We start from the raw sequence: 14,315 nt of genomic DNA on the forward strand, positions 1-14,315 counted from the left end.
TCAAGGCCGGCGTCATCGACCCGGTCAAGGTCACCCGCTCCGCCCTGGAGAACGCCGCCTCCATCGCCTCCCTCCTCCTGACGACCGAGACCCTGGTCGTCGAGAAGAAGGAAGAGGAAGAGCCGGCCGCCGCGGGCCACAGCCACGGCCACTCCCACTGACCCCACGGTCACCCCTGAGACCCGGCACCCCCTTCATCGGGGGGTGCCGGGTCTCGGCACGTCAGAACGCTTGCAGATAGACCCGGGCCCGACCGGCCTTGAGTGTCTCGACGTAGATGTCGATCCACTGCACTTTCGGGCGGCGGCCGTCGTTCACGCAGGGTGGGCACACCCCGGCCCAGCGCACTTCCTTCAGCGTCTGCGGTTCAGACAGCCCGAGGTGCCCGAAGCGCTCCCCCTCGGCGGAGTCCCCTTTCCTCACTCGCAGGGGCTCTTCCGAGACCAGGTCCTCCGCGATGTCCTCGGCTTTCTCCTCGTCCGTGACGAAGGAGAGAAGGAAGATGTCCTCCTGCGGATTGATCTGAATGGCCCCCTTGGCCTCCGTGGCCCCCTCGGGAACCGCCACGTTCATGAACGCGACGACTTCGGCCACGCCGCCGCTCTCGTCCCACTGCGGCCAACGCTCATCGGAGGCGCTGGCGCCACCCGCATCCGCGCCCGAACACGCGGTCAGACAGACGACGGCGGCCAGCGCCGCGAAGAACCGGGCGCCGCGACAGATGGTCAAGGCTCTCCTCGTACACGGTCTCGTGACCGCCGACCCTAGCCGCCGCCCGCATCCACCGCCTCAGCGGGTGATGTTCCACTGACCGGTGTCGTCCGCGAAGCCACTGGCCATCGTGAACTGCACCTTGGCCGGTTCCGAGGCGACCGGCACCTCGAAGGCCACGAACCCGAGGCCGGTGTCCCCGGGGGCGATCGTGACGCTGCCGGGGAAGTCCGGGCCCGCCGCCGTCTCGTCGGAGGACGCGTCGAACTGCTGCCCCTGCGCGTCCACCAGCCGCGCCCCGTTGCTCGGCGAGTCCGAATAGACCGCCGTGCCGGTGTTCTTCAGCCGGAACTGGACGGCCACGAAACGTGTGCCGGGGTCGGGAGAGGAGAACTCGTTCGCGGCGCCGGCCGGGTCGACGACCTTCACGACGGTCACGGCGAGCGACTCACCGTCCTCCATTCCCCGGACCCCGAGCGTGTCCCCGACCGACGCCGCCTTCTTGGACGGCGTGGCCGTCGGCGCGGTGGAGGACGGTTGCTCCGGTGCGACCGAGGTCGGGGAGGTGGCCGGAGTGCTCTCCGGAGCGGTGGTGACCGTCTTGTCGTCGGAACAGCCGACGGCGGTCACCGTCAGCCCGGCGAGCAGTAACACGGAAAGGCGGCGCATCGGTCCTCCCGGAGGTGCCGGCCGGTGTGGTTGTGTCCATGCTCGGTCCGCGCGGCGGACACCGCACGCCGAGTGCCGGGAAGCGGGAGGTGGGAGGCGGTTCGGGCGAAGAAACCCCCGTCCCATCGTGGAACGGGGGAGCGGGGGTTTCTCCCTTCGCGGGCGGGTCTGGGTGGGGTCAGGTTTCCAGGGGGTCGAGGGCGCCCAGTTGGGACATCAGGCCGAGGCGGTCGTACTGCCACCAGCCCTCGGCGATCTTGCCGTCGTCGTCGAAGCGGAAGACGGTCGTGCCGGTCATGGTGACCTCGCGGCCCGTGGGGGGCAGGCCCATGAAGTCGCCGTGGTGGGTGCCGGCGAACGTCCAGCGGGTGCAGACGCGGTCGTCCTCGGAGATCTGGTCCTCGATGGTGAAGCGCACGTCGAAGGCGCCGCGCCACATGTCCGCCTCGCGGCGCATCGCGTCCATGCCGATCACGTCCTGCTCGTTGGACGGGTCATGGTCGTGGTAGTTCTCCGCCATCAAGCCGTTCAGTGGCGGCAGGTCGCCCGGGGTGCCCACCGTCTCGAAGAACTGGCGTGCCGTCGCCGCGTACAGCTTCTCGTCCCGTACGACGTCGAGGTCCGTGAACGTCGGCATCTCGTCGCACAGCGCCACCAGCTCGCGGAAGACCTTGTCGGTCTCCGGCAGATTCGAGTTCCGCATCGCCTCCTCGTACGACGGGAACTCCACGATCTCGATGAAGTGCGACGCGTCGGAGCGGTCCTTGCCCACCACCGCGTGCGTCGCCGTCCGCTTGCCCCGGGTCTGTTCGACCCAGGTGTCCATCAGCCGGTCCATCTCGTCGAACCGGCTCGTCTTGCAGTCGATGAGCTGTACGAACGTCATGACGCCGCCTCCGGTCCCCCCGGGTCCGGTGTTGCCTGTATGTCCAGTTTCGCACCGGTCGCCGTTTCCGCACCGGTCATCGTTTCGTACCGGTCACTGCGGTCCGTACTTCCGGCCCGTCCGGGACGAGATCCCGCCCAACAGCGCGCGCGGTGTCACCTTCACCAGCCCCATCAGCGCCTTGTACCGCGGATCGGGGATCGACACCGACTTTCCGCGCGCCAGATCCGCCAGCGCCGCCGCCACCAGCTTGTCCGCGTCCAGCCACATCCAGCCGGGGATGTTGTCCGTCCCCATCCCGGCCCGCTCATGGAACTCGGTCCGCACGAACCCCGGGCACAGCGCCATCAGCCGCACCCCGCTGTCCGCGAGATCCCGCGCCGCGCCCTGCGTGAACTGCACGACCCACGCCTTCGACGCCCCGTACGTCCCGCGCGGCACGAACGCGGCCACCGACGCCACGTTGACCACCCCGCCGCGCCCCCGCTCCCGCATCGCCTCGGCCGCCGCCGAGGTCAGCCGCAGCACCGCCTCGCAGTGCACCTTGAGCATCGTCAGCTCGTCGGCCATGGACACGTCGAGATAGCGGCCCTTGTTGCCGAAGCCCGCGTTGTTGACCAGCAGGTCGACGGGGTTCTTGCGGTCACCGAGCCGGGCGGCCACCGCCTCGATGCCGGGGTCGCCGGAGAGGTCGGCGGTGAGCACCTCCGCCTCGATGCCGTGCCGGTCGTGCAGTTCGGTCGCCTGCTCGCGCAGCCGCTCGGTGTCCCGGGCCACGAGGACGAGATCATGGCCGTCCGCAGCCAGTCTGCGCGCGAACGCGGCGCCGATTCCCGCGGTCGAACCCGTGATGAGAGCCGTTGTCATGGCAGAAGGTTAGTGACCCGGAGCCGGCGCGTCCGCCGTCCGCACGCGCCCTCTCGACGGTCCTCACCACGTGCCCTCTCTGACGGTCGCTCAGCCGCCGTACTTCGTCAGGTACTTGTGGACGGCGGCCCGCGTCTCCGCGTGCAGCGCGTCCTCCGCCTCCAGCAGCCGCGGCAGCAGTTCGCGGTGGGTGGTCGTGGCCTGGAACTCCATCCGCGCCGTCACCTCGTGGTCCGGGACGTGCACGATCTCGATCGCGTCCCCCGCCCGGATCTCACCCGGCTCGATCACCCGCAGATACGCGCCCGTCGCGGCCTTCTGCGTGAACCGCCGGACCCAGCCCTTCTCACCCAGATGCCCCTGGAAGGTCCGGCACGGTATCCGCCCGCCGGTCACCTCCAGCACGACCGTCGGCCCGATCCGCCAGCGCTCGCCGATCCGCGCCCCCGACACGTCCAGTCCCTCGGTGGTGAGGTTCTCGCCGAACGCGCCGTGCCCCAGCGTGCGCCCGAGTTCACGCTCCCAGTCGTCGAGGTCCTCGCGCGCGACGGCGTACACCGCCTGGTCGTCGCCGCCGTGATGACGCAGGTCGCACACCGCGTCCCCGGCCAGACCGCTGCCCGCGACGCCCTTCGGACCCGGCGCGGCGACCCGCACCGGCCCCTCGACCGGCCGCTTGTCGATCCCGGTCACACCCTGCGGATTGTCGGTGTACGGCACGCTCTTCGGGCGGCCCAGGTTGACTGACAGAAGCCTCATGACCGTACGGTACGAGACTCCTGATCAAAGTGTCGACGCAATTTTCGGCGCCGTGTCCAAGCTCCGCTTATGCATGAAGCTATGCTCGGAGCATGATCGAGGCCCGTCATCTCCGTGTGCTGCGCGCCGTCGCCGCCACCGGCTCCTTCTCGGCCGCGGGGCGCGAGCTGGGCTGCACCCAGCCGGCCGTCAGTCAGCAGATGAAGGCCCTGGAGGCGTCCGTCGGCACCCCCCTGCTGGTCCGCAGCGGACGCGAGATGCGGCTGACCCAGGCCGGCGAGGCCCTCGTACGGCACGCCGCCGGCATCCTCTCCGGCCTCACCGCCGCCGAGGAGGAGGTCGCCGCCATCGCCGGGCTGCGCGCCGGCCGGGTCCGGCTGGTCTCCTTCCCCAGCGGCAGCTCCACCCTGGTGCCCACCGCGCTGGCCGCCCTGCGCGCCGCCCACCCCGGCACCCGCGTCTCCCTGGAGGAGGCCGAGCCCCCGGAGTCGGTCGAGATCCTGCGCGGCGGCGACTGCGACGTGGCGCTCGCCTTCCGCTACCCGCGCGCGGGCGCCGCCGAGGAGTGGGAGGACCTGGTCGTACGGCCGCTGCTGGCGGACCGGCTGGTCGCGCTCGTCCCCGAACGGCACCGGCTCGCGCGCGCGGAGTCCGTCGCCATCGGCGAACTCGCCGCCGAACCGTGGATCGCGGGCTGCCCGCGCTGCCGCGGCCAGCTCGTGGAGGTGTGCGAGCGCGCGGGCTTCACCCCCCGGATCGACTTCGCCACGGACGACTACCCGGCGGTGGTCGGCCTGGTGGGCGCCGGTCTCGGCGTGGCCGTCCTGCCCGAGCTCGCCATCGAGTCGGTACGGCCGCGCGGCGCACGCGCGGTGCGGCTGGAACCGGCGGTGCGACGGGAGATCGTCGCGCTGACCCTGCCCGACCTGGCCCAGGTGCCGGCGGTGGCGGCGACCCTGGAGCAACTGGAGCGCGCGGCCGCGCCGTCCTGAACCTGGACATCGAAAACGGCGGGCACGCGCGTGTGCCCGCCGTTCTCCGGAATGCCCGCAGCCCTCACAGAAGCATGCAGAAACGTTCCTTCATGTGTTCGAGGCGGTGTCTCTCGCGCCTGCCGACGCCGACACCAGACGGTTGCGCGCCCGTCCCATCAGCTCTTCGCGCTCGTCCTCGGTCAGACCGCCCCACACGCCGTACGGCTCACGGACCGCCAACGCGTGTGCCGCGCACTGTGCGCGGACCGGGCACCTCATGCAGACCTCCTTGGCCGAGTTCTCTCGAGCGCTCCGAGCCGCCCCGCGCTCACCTTCCGGATGGAAGAAGAGCGAACTGTCCACCCCGCGGCAGGCAGCCAGGAGCTGCCAGTCCCACAGGTCCGCGTTCGGTCCGGGAAGGCGGGAGAAATCTGCCATTGCGTGACCCCTTGTAGCCGTTCAGAGCGGATACGGTGCCCACGACCGTACAACTACGATCTAAGGAGATGAAAATATGACTCATTGCGAATCTAGCCTCAGACACCAGCTAAAGGGAAGAAATGGCGCCAAATGGGGCATGGGTTGTGATGAAAGCTTGAGGGTCCGCGCGGCTCCCTCCACCGTGTCCGCCCCCTCACGTAGAGTGCCGAAGAGTGCACGTAGCCCCGTAACTCTTTCGAGTGACCGTCGTTGAGAGTGCGAGGCGGTTGAAAACACAAACGCTCGGGCAGGCGTCCGAGACGGTCGACCGCACAGGTGACGATTTCGTACCAGCCTGGAGGCACAAGGTGACGCGCATCAGCTGCGGAGGGCGGCCATGACATCCGTCCTCGTCTGCGACGACTCCCCGCTTGCCCGAGAGGCGCTCCGCCGCGCGGTCGCGACCGTGCCCGGCGTCGAGCGCGTGACGACGGCGGCCAACGGCGAGGAAGTCCTCCGCCGCTGGGGTGCCGACCGCTCGGACCTCATTCTGATGGACGTACGCATGCCCGGCCTGGGCGGCGTCGAGACCGTGCGGCGGCTGCTGTCCGCCGACCCCGGTGCCCGCATCATCATGCTCACCGTCGCCGAGGACCTCGACGGCGTGGCCCTCGCGGTCGCCGCCGGCGCCCGCGGCTATCTGCACAAGGACGCCTCGCGCGCGGAGCTGCGGGCGACCGTCACGCAGGCGCTCGCCGACCCGACCTGGCGCCTGGCCCCCCGTCGGCTGCGCTCGGCCGAGATGGGCGCCGCGCCCACGCTCACCGCGCGTGAGATCCAGGTGCTCGAAGGCATGAGCCACGGCCGCTCCAACGCGGAGATCGGCCGCGAGCTGTTCCTCTCCGAGGACACTGTCAAGACCCACGCCCGCCGGCTGTTCAAGAAGCTCGGCGCCTCGGACCGCGCGCACGCGGTGGCACTCGGCTTCCGGTGGGGCCTGGTCCGCTAGGACCTGCCCGCGCGGAACCTGCCCGCGCGGGCCGTGCGGGCGCTCGGCCGTCCGGGGGACCGGAGCGGTCCCCCAGGCCCGGTCCGGGCGGCTCGACGTCCGCCGGTCACTCAGCGGAGGGAGCGGGGACATGAGCGGAACTCCCAGCTCGGACGGGGTCGGAAGACCGGGGGACGACCCCGCCCGCCGGGCGGCGGGCGGGGGTGGCACGGGGCCCCCTCGGAGGCCCGCTGCTCGTTTCGCCGCGGATGCCGCATCCTTGAGGTGTGGAGTTCCTCGGGAACGAGTCGGTCGAGCGGAAGGGGAGGGCGCAGGGGATGACTTCCGGCGCACCTGCTCATAACGCTTCGGTGCACAACGACGGGCACGGTGCGGCGGACGCAAGTGCCGCAGTGCACCATGGACCGATGCGCGACGACGAGGCGGTCAACGCCGTGGGCACCATCGGGGCACTCGTCCATCGCGCAGTGGACGGCGACGAGCAGGCCACCCACGACCTGCTCGCCCACGTCCACCCGCTGGCGCTGCGCTACTGCCGCACCCGGCTGTCCCGGCTGCCCGGCGACGCGCGCCACTTCGTCGAGGACCTCGCCCAGGAGGTCTGCGTCGCGGTCCTGCTCGCCCTGCCCCGCTACCGGGACACCGGCAGGCCCTTCGAAGCCTTCGTGTTCGCCATCGCCGCCCACAAGGTCGCCGACCTCCAGCGCGCCGCCATGCGCCACCCCGGCTCCACGGCCGTCCCCTCGGACGAGATGCCGGAGCGGCCCGACGACTCCCTCGGCCCCGAGGAGCGCGCCCTGCTCAGCAGTGACGCCGAATGGGCCAAGAAACTGCTCGCCAACCTGCCCGAGAACCAGCGGGAGCTGCTCCTGCTGCGGATCGCCGTGGGGCTCACGGCCGAGGAGACCGGACAGATGTTGGGAATGTCACCCGGAGCGGTCCGGGTGGCCCAGCACCGCGCCCTCAGCCGGCTGCGCGCGCTCGCCGAGCAGTAGCGGACAGCCCCGGGCCGCCTTCGGTTTCGGCACTTCCTGAGAAGGGAGGCCGCCGATTCCGTACGAACATACGAAGCCCGCACGGGTGTCGGACCGTGGAAGAACCGTGGAATTCGGGGGGTGCGCTTCCCGTTAGCATGGACATCCGCACCGATCAAGGCCATTTGGGGAAGGTGTCATGACTGCCAACGTCGACGGAGTGCCCGCCAAATTCGCGACCCTCGGGCTGACCTACGACGACGTGCTGCTGCTGCCGGGCCCGTCGGACATGGCTCCCGACGAGATCGACACCGCCTCGTACGTCTCCAAGAACGTGCGGGTGAACATCCCGCTGCTCTCCGCCGCCATGGACAAGGTCACCGAGTCGCGCATGGCGATCGCGATGGCCCGTCAGGGCGGCGTCGGCGTTCTGCACCGCAACCTCTCCATCGAGGACCAGGCCAACCAGGTCGACCTGGTGAAGCGCTCCGAGTCCGGCATGGTGGCCGACCCGATCACCATCCACCCGGACGCCACGCTCGCCGAGGCGGACGCGCTCTGCGCCAAGTTCCGCATCAGCGGCGTCCCGGTCACCGACGGCAACAAGAAGCTGCTCGGCATCGTCACCAACCGCGACATGGCCTTCGAGTCGGACCGCAGCCGCCGGGTGCGCGAGGTCATGACCCCGATGCCGCTGGTCACCGGCAAGGTCGGCATCTCCGGTGTCGAGGCCATGGAGCTGCTGCGCAAGCACAAGATCGAGAAGCTGCCGCTGGTCGACGACGAGGGCGTCATCAAGGGCCTGATCACGGTCAAGGACTTCGTCAAGGCCGAGAAGTACCCGAACGCCGCCAAGGACGGCCAGGGCCGGCTCCTGGTCGGCGCCGCGGTCGGTGTCGCCGGTGACTCCTTCGAGCGCGCGCAGGCCCTGATCGAGGCGGGCGTCGACTTCATCGTCGTCGACACCGCGCACGGCCACTCCCGGCTGGTCGGCGACATGATCGCCAAGATCAAGTCGAACTCCTCCGGCGTGGACGTGATCGGCGGCAACGTCGCCACGCGCGACGGCGCCCAGTCCCTGGTCGACGCCGGCGCGGACGCCATCAAGGTCGGGGTCGGACCGGGCTCCATCTGTACGACGCGCGTGGTCGCCGGTATCGGCGTCCCGCAGGTCACCGCCATCTACGAGGCCGCGCTGGCCGCCAAGGCGGCCGGGGTCCCGGTCATCGGCGACGGCGGCCTCCAGTACTCCGGCGACATCGCCAAGGCGCTCGTCGCGGGCGCCGACACCGTGATGCTGGGCTCCCTCCTCGCGGGCTGCGAGGAGTCCCCGGGCGAGCTGCTGTTCATCAACGGCAAGCAGTTCAAGTCGTACCGCGGCATGGGCTCGCTGGGCGCCATGCAGTCCCGCGGCGACCGCAAGTCGTTCTCCAAGGACCGCTACTTCCAGGAGGGCGTCGCCTCCGACGAGCAGCTCATCCCGGAGGGCATCGAGGGCCAGGTGCCCTACCGCGGCCCGCTCTCCTCGGTCGTCCACCAGCTCGTCGGCGGTCTGCGCCAGTCGATGTTCTACGTCGGCGGCCGCACCGTCCCGGACCTCCAGGACAACGGCCGGTTCGTCCGGATCACCTCGGCGGGTCTGAAGGAGTCGCACCCGCACGACATCCAGATGACGGTCGAGGCGCCGAACTACAGCCGCCACAAGTGAGCCGCCCACCGCGGCCGGCGAGCCGCGGCGGCACACGCGCGTGAACGTCCGCACAGGGGCGGTCCCGGAGCACCGGGGCCGCCCTTGTCGTGCCCGTCGGCGATACTGGAAGACGCTGAACGCATCAGGGAAAGGCCACACACGTGACTGAGATCGAGATCGGGCGCGGCAAGCGCGGCCGCCGGGCGTACGCCTTCGACGACATCGCCGTCGTCCCCAGCCGCCGTACCCGGGACCCGAAGGAGGTCTCGATCGCCTGGCAGATCGACGCCTACCGTTTCGAGCTGCCCTTCCTGGCCGCCCCCATGGACTCGGTCGTCTCCCCGGCCACCGCGATCCGCATCGGTGAGCTGGGCGGTCTCGGCGTCCTCAACCTGGAAGGTCTGTGGACCCGCCACGAGGACCCGCAGCCGCTGCTCGACGAGGTCGCCGGGCTGGACGCGGAATCGGCGACCCGCCGCCTCCAGGAGATCTACGCCGCCCCCATCAAGGAAGAGCTGATCGGCGCCCGTATCAAGGAGGTGCGCGACTCCGGCGTGGTCACGGCGGCCGCGCTCTCCCCGCAGCGCACCGCCCAGTTCTCCAAGGCCGTGGTGGACGCGGGCGTGGACATCTTCGTCATCCGCGGTACGACGGTGTCGGCCGAGCACGTCTCGGGTTCGCACGAGCCGCTGAACCTGAAGCAGTTCATCTACGAGCTGGACGTCCCGGTGATCGTCGGCGGCTGCGCCACCTACACGGCCGCCCTGCACCTGATGCGCACCGGCGCGGCGGGCGTCCTGGTCGGCTTCGGCGGTGGCGCCGCGCACACCACCCGCAACGTGCTGGGCATCCAGGTCCCGATGGCCACCGCCGTCGCGGACGTGGCGGCGGCCCGCCGTGACTACATGGACGAGTCCGGCGGCCGGTACGTGCACGTCATCGCGGACGGCGGTGTCGGCTGGTCCGGCGACCTGCCCAAGGCCATCGCCTGCGGCGCCGACGCGGTGATGATGGGCTCGCCCCTCGCGCGCGCGACCGACGCGCCGGGCCGCGGCCACCACTGGGGCATGGAGGCGGTCAACGAGGAGCTGCCGCGCGGCAAGAAGGTCGACCTCGGCACGGTCGGCACCATCGAGGAGGTCCTCACCGGCCCGTCCCACACCCCGGACGGCTCGATGAACTTCTTCGGCGCCCTGCGCCGCGCCATGGCCACCACCGGCTACAGCGAGCTGAAGGAGTTCCAGCGCGTCGAGGTGACGGTCGCGGACTCCGTGCACCGCCGCTGACGCCGTACCGCACGCGCGCGTGTACGTGTGAGGGCCCGTCCGTGGGTACGGACGGGCCCTCGTCGTGCGTCGGGTGTCAGGCGACGGCGCCCTTCTTCGCGCCGGAGAACGCGGCGAACGCGCCGAGGCCGAGGAAGACGAAGGACAGCGCGTCGGCCTCCTCGCTCCAGCCCTCGGTGATCAGGTCGAGGTGCTCGGTGAAGATCTCCGTCGCGGAGACCCCGGCGATGTCGGCCATGATGATCCCGATGCCGATGATCTGGCCCAGGTAGACCGCGCCCAGGGCGAGGACCGCGCTCACGACGGGCAGCACCGGGTTGGCGCCGCCGACCTTGCCGGCCGCGAAGCCGACGAGGAGGCCGACACCGACGGCCGCGTAGCCGATCTCGTACTCGGTGGCGCCCACGATGCCGCCGTAGATCCCGGCGGTGACCAGGGCGACCACGAGGGCGGTGAGCAGGCCGAGGACGAGGTTGCCCTGGCGCGGGGCGGCCGGGAACGGCGGCGGTACGGCGCCCGGCTGGGCCGCGAAGGGGTTGCCGCCCGTGACCGGGGCGGGAGCCGGAGCAGGGGCCGGAGCGGCGGTGTCCGCGGCCGGCTGGGCGTACGGGTTGCCGTCGACGGGCTGCGGCTCGGACGGGGACGACGGGGCCGGGGACGGCGGAGCTGACTCGGTCATGACAGATATCCCCCCACGGGACGGACGAGAAGAAGAGAGCGGCGACAGGAGCGACGCGTTCTCGCACACACGTGCGTGCGAGAAGTCGCCGCAGAGTAGCAGGGCATCGCCGCCCTCTTCATCTGTCATTTATCTGCCGTCTTCCGGGCATCCCGCCCGCTCAGAGCCGGTGCGCGGCCCCCGTCGGGGTGGCTCCCCGGGTGTCCAGCAGCAACTGGGCCTTCACGGACAGCCCTTGGAGGTCGTACGTGCGGTGCTGCTGGAGCAGGATCGTCAGATCGGCGTCGGCCGCCGCCTCGTAGTAGGAGTCCGCGCGCGGGACCGGGCGGTCCAGGACGCTCCAGGACGGCACGTGCGGGTCGTGGTAGCTCACCGCGGCGCCCAGCTCCATCAGCCGCATCGCGATCTCGCGCGCGGGGGAGCCCTGCTGGTCGGCGAGGTCGGCCTTGTAGGTCACGCCGAGCAGCAGCACGCGCGCGCCGCGGGCCGACTTGCCGTGCTCGTTGAGGAGGGCGGCGGCGCGCTGGACGACGTAGCGCGGCATCCGGTTGTTGACCTGCTGGGCCAGTTCCACCATGCGCAGCGGGCTGCCGGGCTGGCCGGTGCGGTCCAGCGGGACGGAGTGGCCGCCGACGCCGGGCCCCGGACGGAACGCCTGGAAGCCGAACGGCTTGGTCTCGGCGCAGCGCACGACGTCCCACAGGTCGACGCCGAGGTCGTGGCAGAGGACGGCCATCTCGTTGACCAGCGCCATGTTGACGTGCCGGAAGTTGGTCTCCAGGAGCTGCACGGTCTCGGCCTCCCGCAGGCCCCGCGCGCGGACCACCTTGTCGGTGAGCCGGCCGTAGAACGCTGCCGCCGACTCGGTGCACGCCGGGGTCAGTCCGCCGATGACCTTCGGCGTGTTGGCCGGGGAGTAGGAGCGGCTGCCGGGGTCGACCCGGCTGGGGGAGTAGGCGAGGTGGAAGTCGCGGCCCGCGCGCAGCCCGGACGCCTCCTCCAGCAGCGGCCGCAGCAGCTCCTCCGTCGTCCCCGGGTACACGGGCGACTCCAGGATGACGGTGGTGTGCGGGCGCAGCCGGGCGCCCAGGGTGCGGGCGGCGGCCTCCACCTGGGACAGGTCGAGTCCGCCGTCCGCGTCGCGCGGGGTGGGGGCGCAGATGACGGCGGTGCGCACCCGGCCCAGCTCGGCGGGGTTGGTGGCGTGCCGGAAGCCCCCCGAGAGCATCCGGCGCAGCTCCGCGGGGCTGAGGGAGCCCGCCTCGGGGCCGGTGCCGGTCCGGTAGCCGAGCGTGGGGATGCCGGCGGCGACCGCGGCCTGGGCCAGGGGCAGGCCCAGCGGGCCGAGTCCGATGACGGCGAGATCTGCGGGCATGGCGTGGGCCGTCCTTCCCAATAACCGAAGCGGGACAGGTGCGCAAGCCCTGTGGACAGGACGAGCGAGCGCAATGTCAGACTAGGAGTAAATATGACCGTTATGTGGGATTGATCGGCTGTGTTGATCTGCCGTTTTGATCAGCGGTTTTTTCTGTCGTCCGAAGTTGTCCACAGGCTGGGGGTGCGTGGTGGCTGAAGCGCGGCAACAAGGTCACAATTCTGGGCATGGGTGATACGGGACGGGCCTCGCCCTGACGGGAGGGGCTCGCGTGACGGACAGCGGGAGGCAGCGGTGAGGACAGCGACACTCGGGCCGGCGCAGCGAGCCGAGTCACTGGCGGCCATGGCCGAGCGCGAACTCGACGTGCTGGTGATCGGCGGCGGCGTGGTCGGCGCGGGCACCGCCCTGGACGCCGTCACCCGCGGCCTGTCCACCGGCCTGGTCGAGGCACGCGACTGGGCGTCGGGCACGTCGAGCAGGTCCAGCAAGCTGATCCACGGCGGCCTGCGCTATCTGGAGATGCTCGACTTCGCCCTCGTCCGCGAGGCCCTGAAGGAGCGCGGACTGCTGCTGGAGCGGCTCGCCCCGCACCTGGTCAAGCCGGTGCCCTTCCTCTATCCGCTCCAGCACAAGGGCTGGGAGCGCCTGTACGCGGGTTCGGGCGTCGCGCTCTACGACGCGATGTCCATGGCCCGCGGCCACGGCCGGGGCCTGCCCGCGCACCGCCATCTGAGCCGCCGTCACGCCCTGCGTGTCGCCCCCGCGCTGAGGAAGGACGCCCTGGTCGGCGCGTTGCAGTACTACGACGCGCAGATGGACGACGCCCGGTTCGTCACCACCCTCGTGCGCACCGCCGTGTCCTACGGCGCGAAGGCCGCCAACCGTGCGCGGGTGACCGGCTTCCTGCGCGAGGGCGAGCGGGTCGTGGGCGCGCGCGTGCAGGACGTCGAGGCGGGCGGGGAGTACGAGATCCGCGCCCGGCAGATCGTCAACGCCACCGGTGTGTGGACCGACGACACCCAGGCGATGGTCGGCGAGCGCGGCCAGTTCCACGTCCGCGCCTCCAAGGGCATCCACCTCGTCGTGCCCAGGGACCGCATCAGCTCCACCAGCGGGCTGATCCTGCGCACCGAGAAGTCCGTGCTGTTCGTCATCCCCTGGGGCCGGCACTGGATCATCGGCACGACCGACACCGACTGGGACCTCGACAAGGCCCACCCGGCCGCCTCCAGCGCCGACATCGACTACCTCCTCGAACACGTCAACTCCGTGCTCGCGGTCCCCCTGAGCAGGGACGACGTCGAGGGCGTCTACGCCGGACTCCGCCCGCTGCTGGCCGGCGAGTCGGACGCCACCAGCAAGCTGTCCCGCGAGCACACCGTCGCCCATCCGGTGCCCGGCCTGGTCGTGGTGGCGGGCGGCAAGTACACGACGTACCGGGTGATGGCCAAGGACGCCGTGGACGAGGCGGTGCGCGGACTCGACCAGCGGGTCGCCGACTGCGTCACGGAGGACGTGCCGCTGCTGGGCGCGGAGGGCTACCGCGCGCTGTGGAACGCGCGGGCGCGGATCGCCGCCCGGACCGGACTGCACGTGGTCCGGGTGGAGCACCTGCTGAACCGGTTCGGCTCGATGGCGGAGGAGGTCCTCGACCTCATCGCCGCGGACCCGTCGCTCGGCGAGCCGCTGCCCGCCGCCGACGACTATCTGCGCGCCGAGATCGTGTACGCCGCCTCGCACGAGGGCGCCCGCCACCTGGACGACGTCCTCACCCGGCGCACCCGCATCTCCATCGAGACCTTCGACCGCGGCACCCGCAGCGCCCGCGACGCCGCCGAGCTGATGGCACCGGTACTGGGCTGGGACAAGGACCACGTCGAACGCGAGGTCGCCCACTACGAGAAGCGAGTGGAGGCGGAACGCGAGTCCCAGCTCCAGCCCGACGACCTGACGGCGGACGCGGCGAGACTGGGGGCACCGGACATCGTGCCGCTCTAGTCCCTCAGGTCCAGG

At 71.1% G+C, this 14,315-nt stretch carries 14 protein-coding genes; 6 read left to right on the forward strand and 8 right to left on the reverse strand.

All coding sequences use genetic code 11. The annotated features are described in order from the left end of the window. Positions 1–222: 222 nt before the first annotated feature. From G6W55_RS26195 to G6W55_RS26215, 5 genes are all read right to left on the reverse strand, one after another. Entirely contained in the window at positions 223–729 is a 507-nt protein-coding gene (locus G6W55_RS26195) for a hypothetical protein (protein WP_254876455.1), read from the reverse strand. Between the two features lie 60 nt (positions 730–789). Continuing rightward, on the reverse strand, positions 790–1,380 hold the full coding sequence (locus G6W55_RS26200) for a DUF4352 domain-containing protein (RefSeq protein ID WP_175523278.1): 591 nt from the start codon (positions 1,378–1,380) through the stop codon (positions 790–792). 178 nt (positions 1,381–1,558) lie between these two features. Continuing rightward, a complete protein-coding gene (locus G6W55_RS26205; RefSeq protein ID WP_175523279.1) occupies positions 1,559–2,266 on the reverse strand; it encodes an ester cyclase in 708 nt (235 codons plus the stop codon). Between the two features lie 93 nt (positions 2,267–2,359). Then, a complete protein-coding gene (locus G6W55_RS26210) occupies positions 2,360–3,133 on the reverse strand; it encodes an SDR family oxidoreductase (protein WP_175523280.1) in 774 nt (257 codons plus the stop codon). Positions 3,134–3,223: 90 nt separating this feature from the next. Then, complete coding sequence (locus G6W55_RS26215) at positions 3,224–3,892, reverse strand: MOSC domain-containing protein (protein ID WP_175523281.1); 669 nt, start codon at positions 3,890–3,892, stop codon at positions 3,224–3,226. A gap of 92 nt (positions 3,893–3,984) precedes the next feature. On the opposite strand from G6W55_RS26215, the gene G6W55_RS26220 reads away from it, so the two are divergent. Next, on the forward strand, positions 3,985–4,884 hold the full coding sequence (locus G6W55_RS26220) for a LysR family transcriptional regulator (RefSeq protein WP_175523282.1): 900 nt from the start codon (positions 3,985–3,987) through the stop codon (positions 4,882–4,884). Between the two features lie 90 nt (positions 4,885–4,974). Here the strand turns inward: G6W55_RS26220 and G6W55_RS26225 are convergent, their stop codons facing one another. Further along, positions 4,975–5,304 carry a WhiB family transcriptional regulator gene (locus tag G6W55_RS26225; protein ID WP_030788151.1) on the reverse strand — a complete coding sequence of 110 codons (330 nt, stop codon included), beginning with the start codon at positions 5,302–5,304 and terminating at the stop codon, positions 4,975–4,977. Positions 5,305–5,683: 379 nt separating this feature from the next. Here G6W55_RS26225 and G6W55_RS26230 point away from each other — a divergent pair, with 379 nt between their 5' ends. The 4 genes from G6W55_RS26230 (at position 5,684) to G6W55_RS26245 (ending at position 10,245) form a co-directional block, all read left to right on the forward strand. After that, positions 5,684–6,295, forward strand: a complete 612-nt coding sequence (locus tag G6W55_RS26230) for a response regulator transcription factor (RefSeq protein ID WP_003948568.1) — start codon at positions 5,684–5,686, stop codon at positions 6,293–6,295. 407 nt (positions 6,296–6,702) lie between these two features. Beyond that, complete coding sequence (locus G6W55_RS26235) at positions 6,703–7,290, forward strand: sigma-70 family RNA polymerase sigma factor (RefSeq protein ID WP_030788147.1); 588 nt, start codon at positions 6,703–6,705, stop codon at positions 7,288–7,290. Positions 7,291–7,468: 178 nt separating this feature from the next. Continuing rightward, complete coding sequence (guaB, locus tag G6W55_RS26240) at positions 7,469–8,977, forward strand: IMP dehydrogenase (RefSeq protein ID WP_175523283.1); 1,509 nt, start codon at positions 7,469–7,471, stop codon at positions 8,975–8,977. Positions 8,978–9,120: 143 nt separating this feature from the next. Beyond that, complete coding sequence (locus G6W55_RS26245) at positions 9,121–10,245, forward strand: GuaB3 family IMP dehydrogenase-related protein (RefSeq protein WP_030788143.1); 1,125 nt, start codon at positions 9,121–9,123, stop codon at positions 10,243–10,245. 76 nt (positions 10,246–10,321) lie between these two features. Here the strand turns inward: G6W55_RS26245 and G6W55_RS26250 are convergent, their stop codons facing one another. Beyond that, positions 10,322–10,924: a hypothetical protein gene (locus G6W55_RS26250; protein ID WP_175523284.1), complete on the reverse strand. Its 603-nt coding sequence runs from the start codon at positions 10,922–10,924 to the stop codon at positions 10,322–10,324. 160 nt (positions 10,925–11,084) lie between these two features. Next, positions 11,085–12,299, reverse strand: a complete 1,215-nt coding sequence (locus G6W55_RS26255) for a nucleotide sugar dehydrogenase (RefSeq protein WP_175523285.1) — start codon at positions 12,297–12,299, stop codon at positions 11,085–11,087. 294 nt (positions 12,300–12,593) lie between these two features. Between G6W55_RS26255 and G6W55_RS26260 the strand changes: the two genes are divergently transcribed. Further along, on the forward strand, positions 12,594–14,300 hold the full coding sequence (locus G6W55_RS26260; protein WP_030788134.1) for a glycerol-3-phosphate dehydrogenase/oxidase: 1,707 nt from the start codon (positions 12,594–12,596) through the stop codon (positions 14,298–14,300). Positions 14,301–14,315 lie beyond the last annotated feature (15 nt).

Source organism: Streptomyces sp. CAI-85 (assembly GCF_013363615.1).
Taxonomy (GTDB): Bacteria; Actinomycetota; Actinomycetes; order Streptomycetales; family Streptomycetaceae; genus Streptomyces; species Streptomyces antibioticus_B.

Bases quoted from the DNA above. Each gene is read 5' to 3' on its own strand.
- G6W55_RS26200 (WP_175523278.1), bottom strand. From the start codon at position 1,380: ATGCGCCGCCTTTCCGTGTTACTGCTCGCCGGGCTGACGGTGACCGCC.
- G6W55_RS26205 (WP_175523279.1), bottom strand. From the start codon at position 2,266: ATGACGTTCGTACAGCTCATCGACTGCAAGACGAGCCGGTTCGACGAG.
- G6W55_RS26210 (WP_175523280.1), bottom strand. From the start codon at position 3,133: ATGACAACGGCTCTCATCACGGGTTCGACCGCGGGAATCGGCGCCGCG.
- G6W55_RS26215 (WP_175523281.1), bottom strand. From the start codon at position 3,892: ATGAGGCTTCTGTCAGTCAACCTGGGCCGCCCGAAGAGCGTGCCGTAC.
- G6W55_RS26220 (WP_175523282.1), top strand. From the start codon at position 3,985: ATGATCGAGGCCCGTCATCTCCGTGTGCTGCGCGCCGTCGCCGCCACC.
- G6W55_RS26225 (WP_030788151.1), bottom strand. From the start codon at position 5,304: ATGGCAGATTTCTCCCGCCTTCCCGGACCGAACGCGGACCTGTGGGAC.
- G6W55_RS26230 (WP_003948568.1), top strand. From the start codon at position 5,684: ATGACATCCGTCCTCGTCTGCGACGACTCCCCGCTTGCCCGAGAGGCG.
- G6W55_RS26235 (WP_030788147.1), top strand. From the start codon at position 6,703: ATGCGCGACGACGAGGCGGTCAACGCCGTGGGCACCATCGGGGCACTC.
- guaB (WP_175523283.1), top strand. From the start codon at position 7,469: ATGACTGCCAACGTCGACGGAGTGCCCGCCAAATTCGCGACCCTCGGG.
- G6W55_RS26250 (WP_175523284.1), bottom strand. From the start codon at position 10,924: ATGACCGAGTCAGCTCCGCCGTCCCCGGCCCCGTCGTCCCCGTCCGAG.
- G6W55_RS26255 (WP_175523285.1), bottom strand. From the start codon at position 12,299: ATGCCCGCAGATCTCGCCGTCATCGGACTCGGCCCGCTGGGCCTGCCC.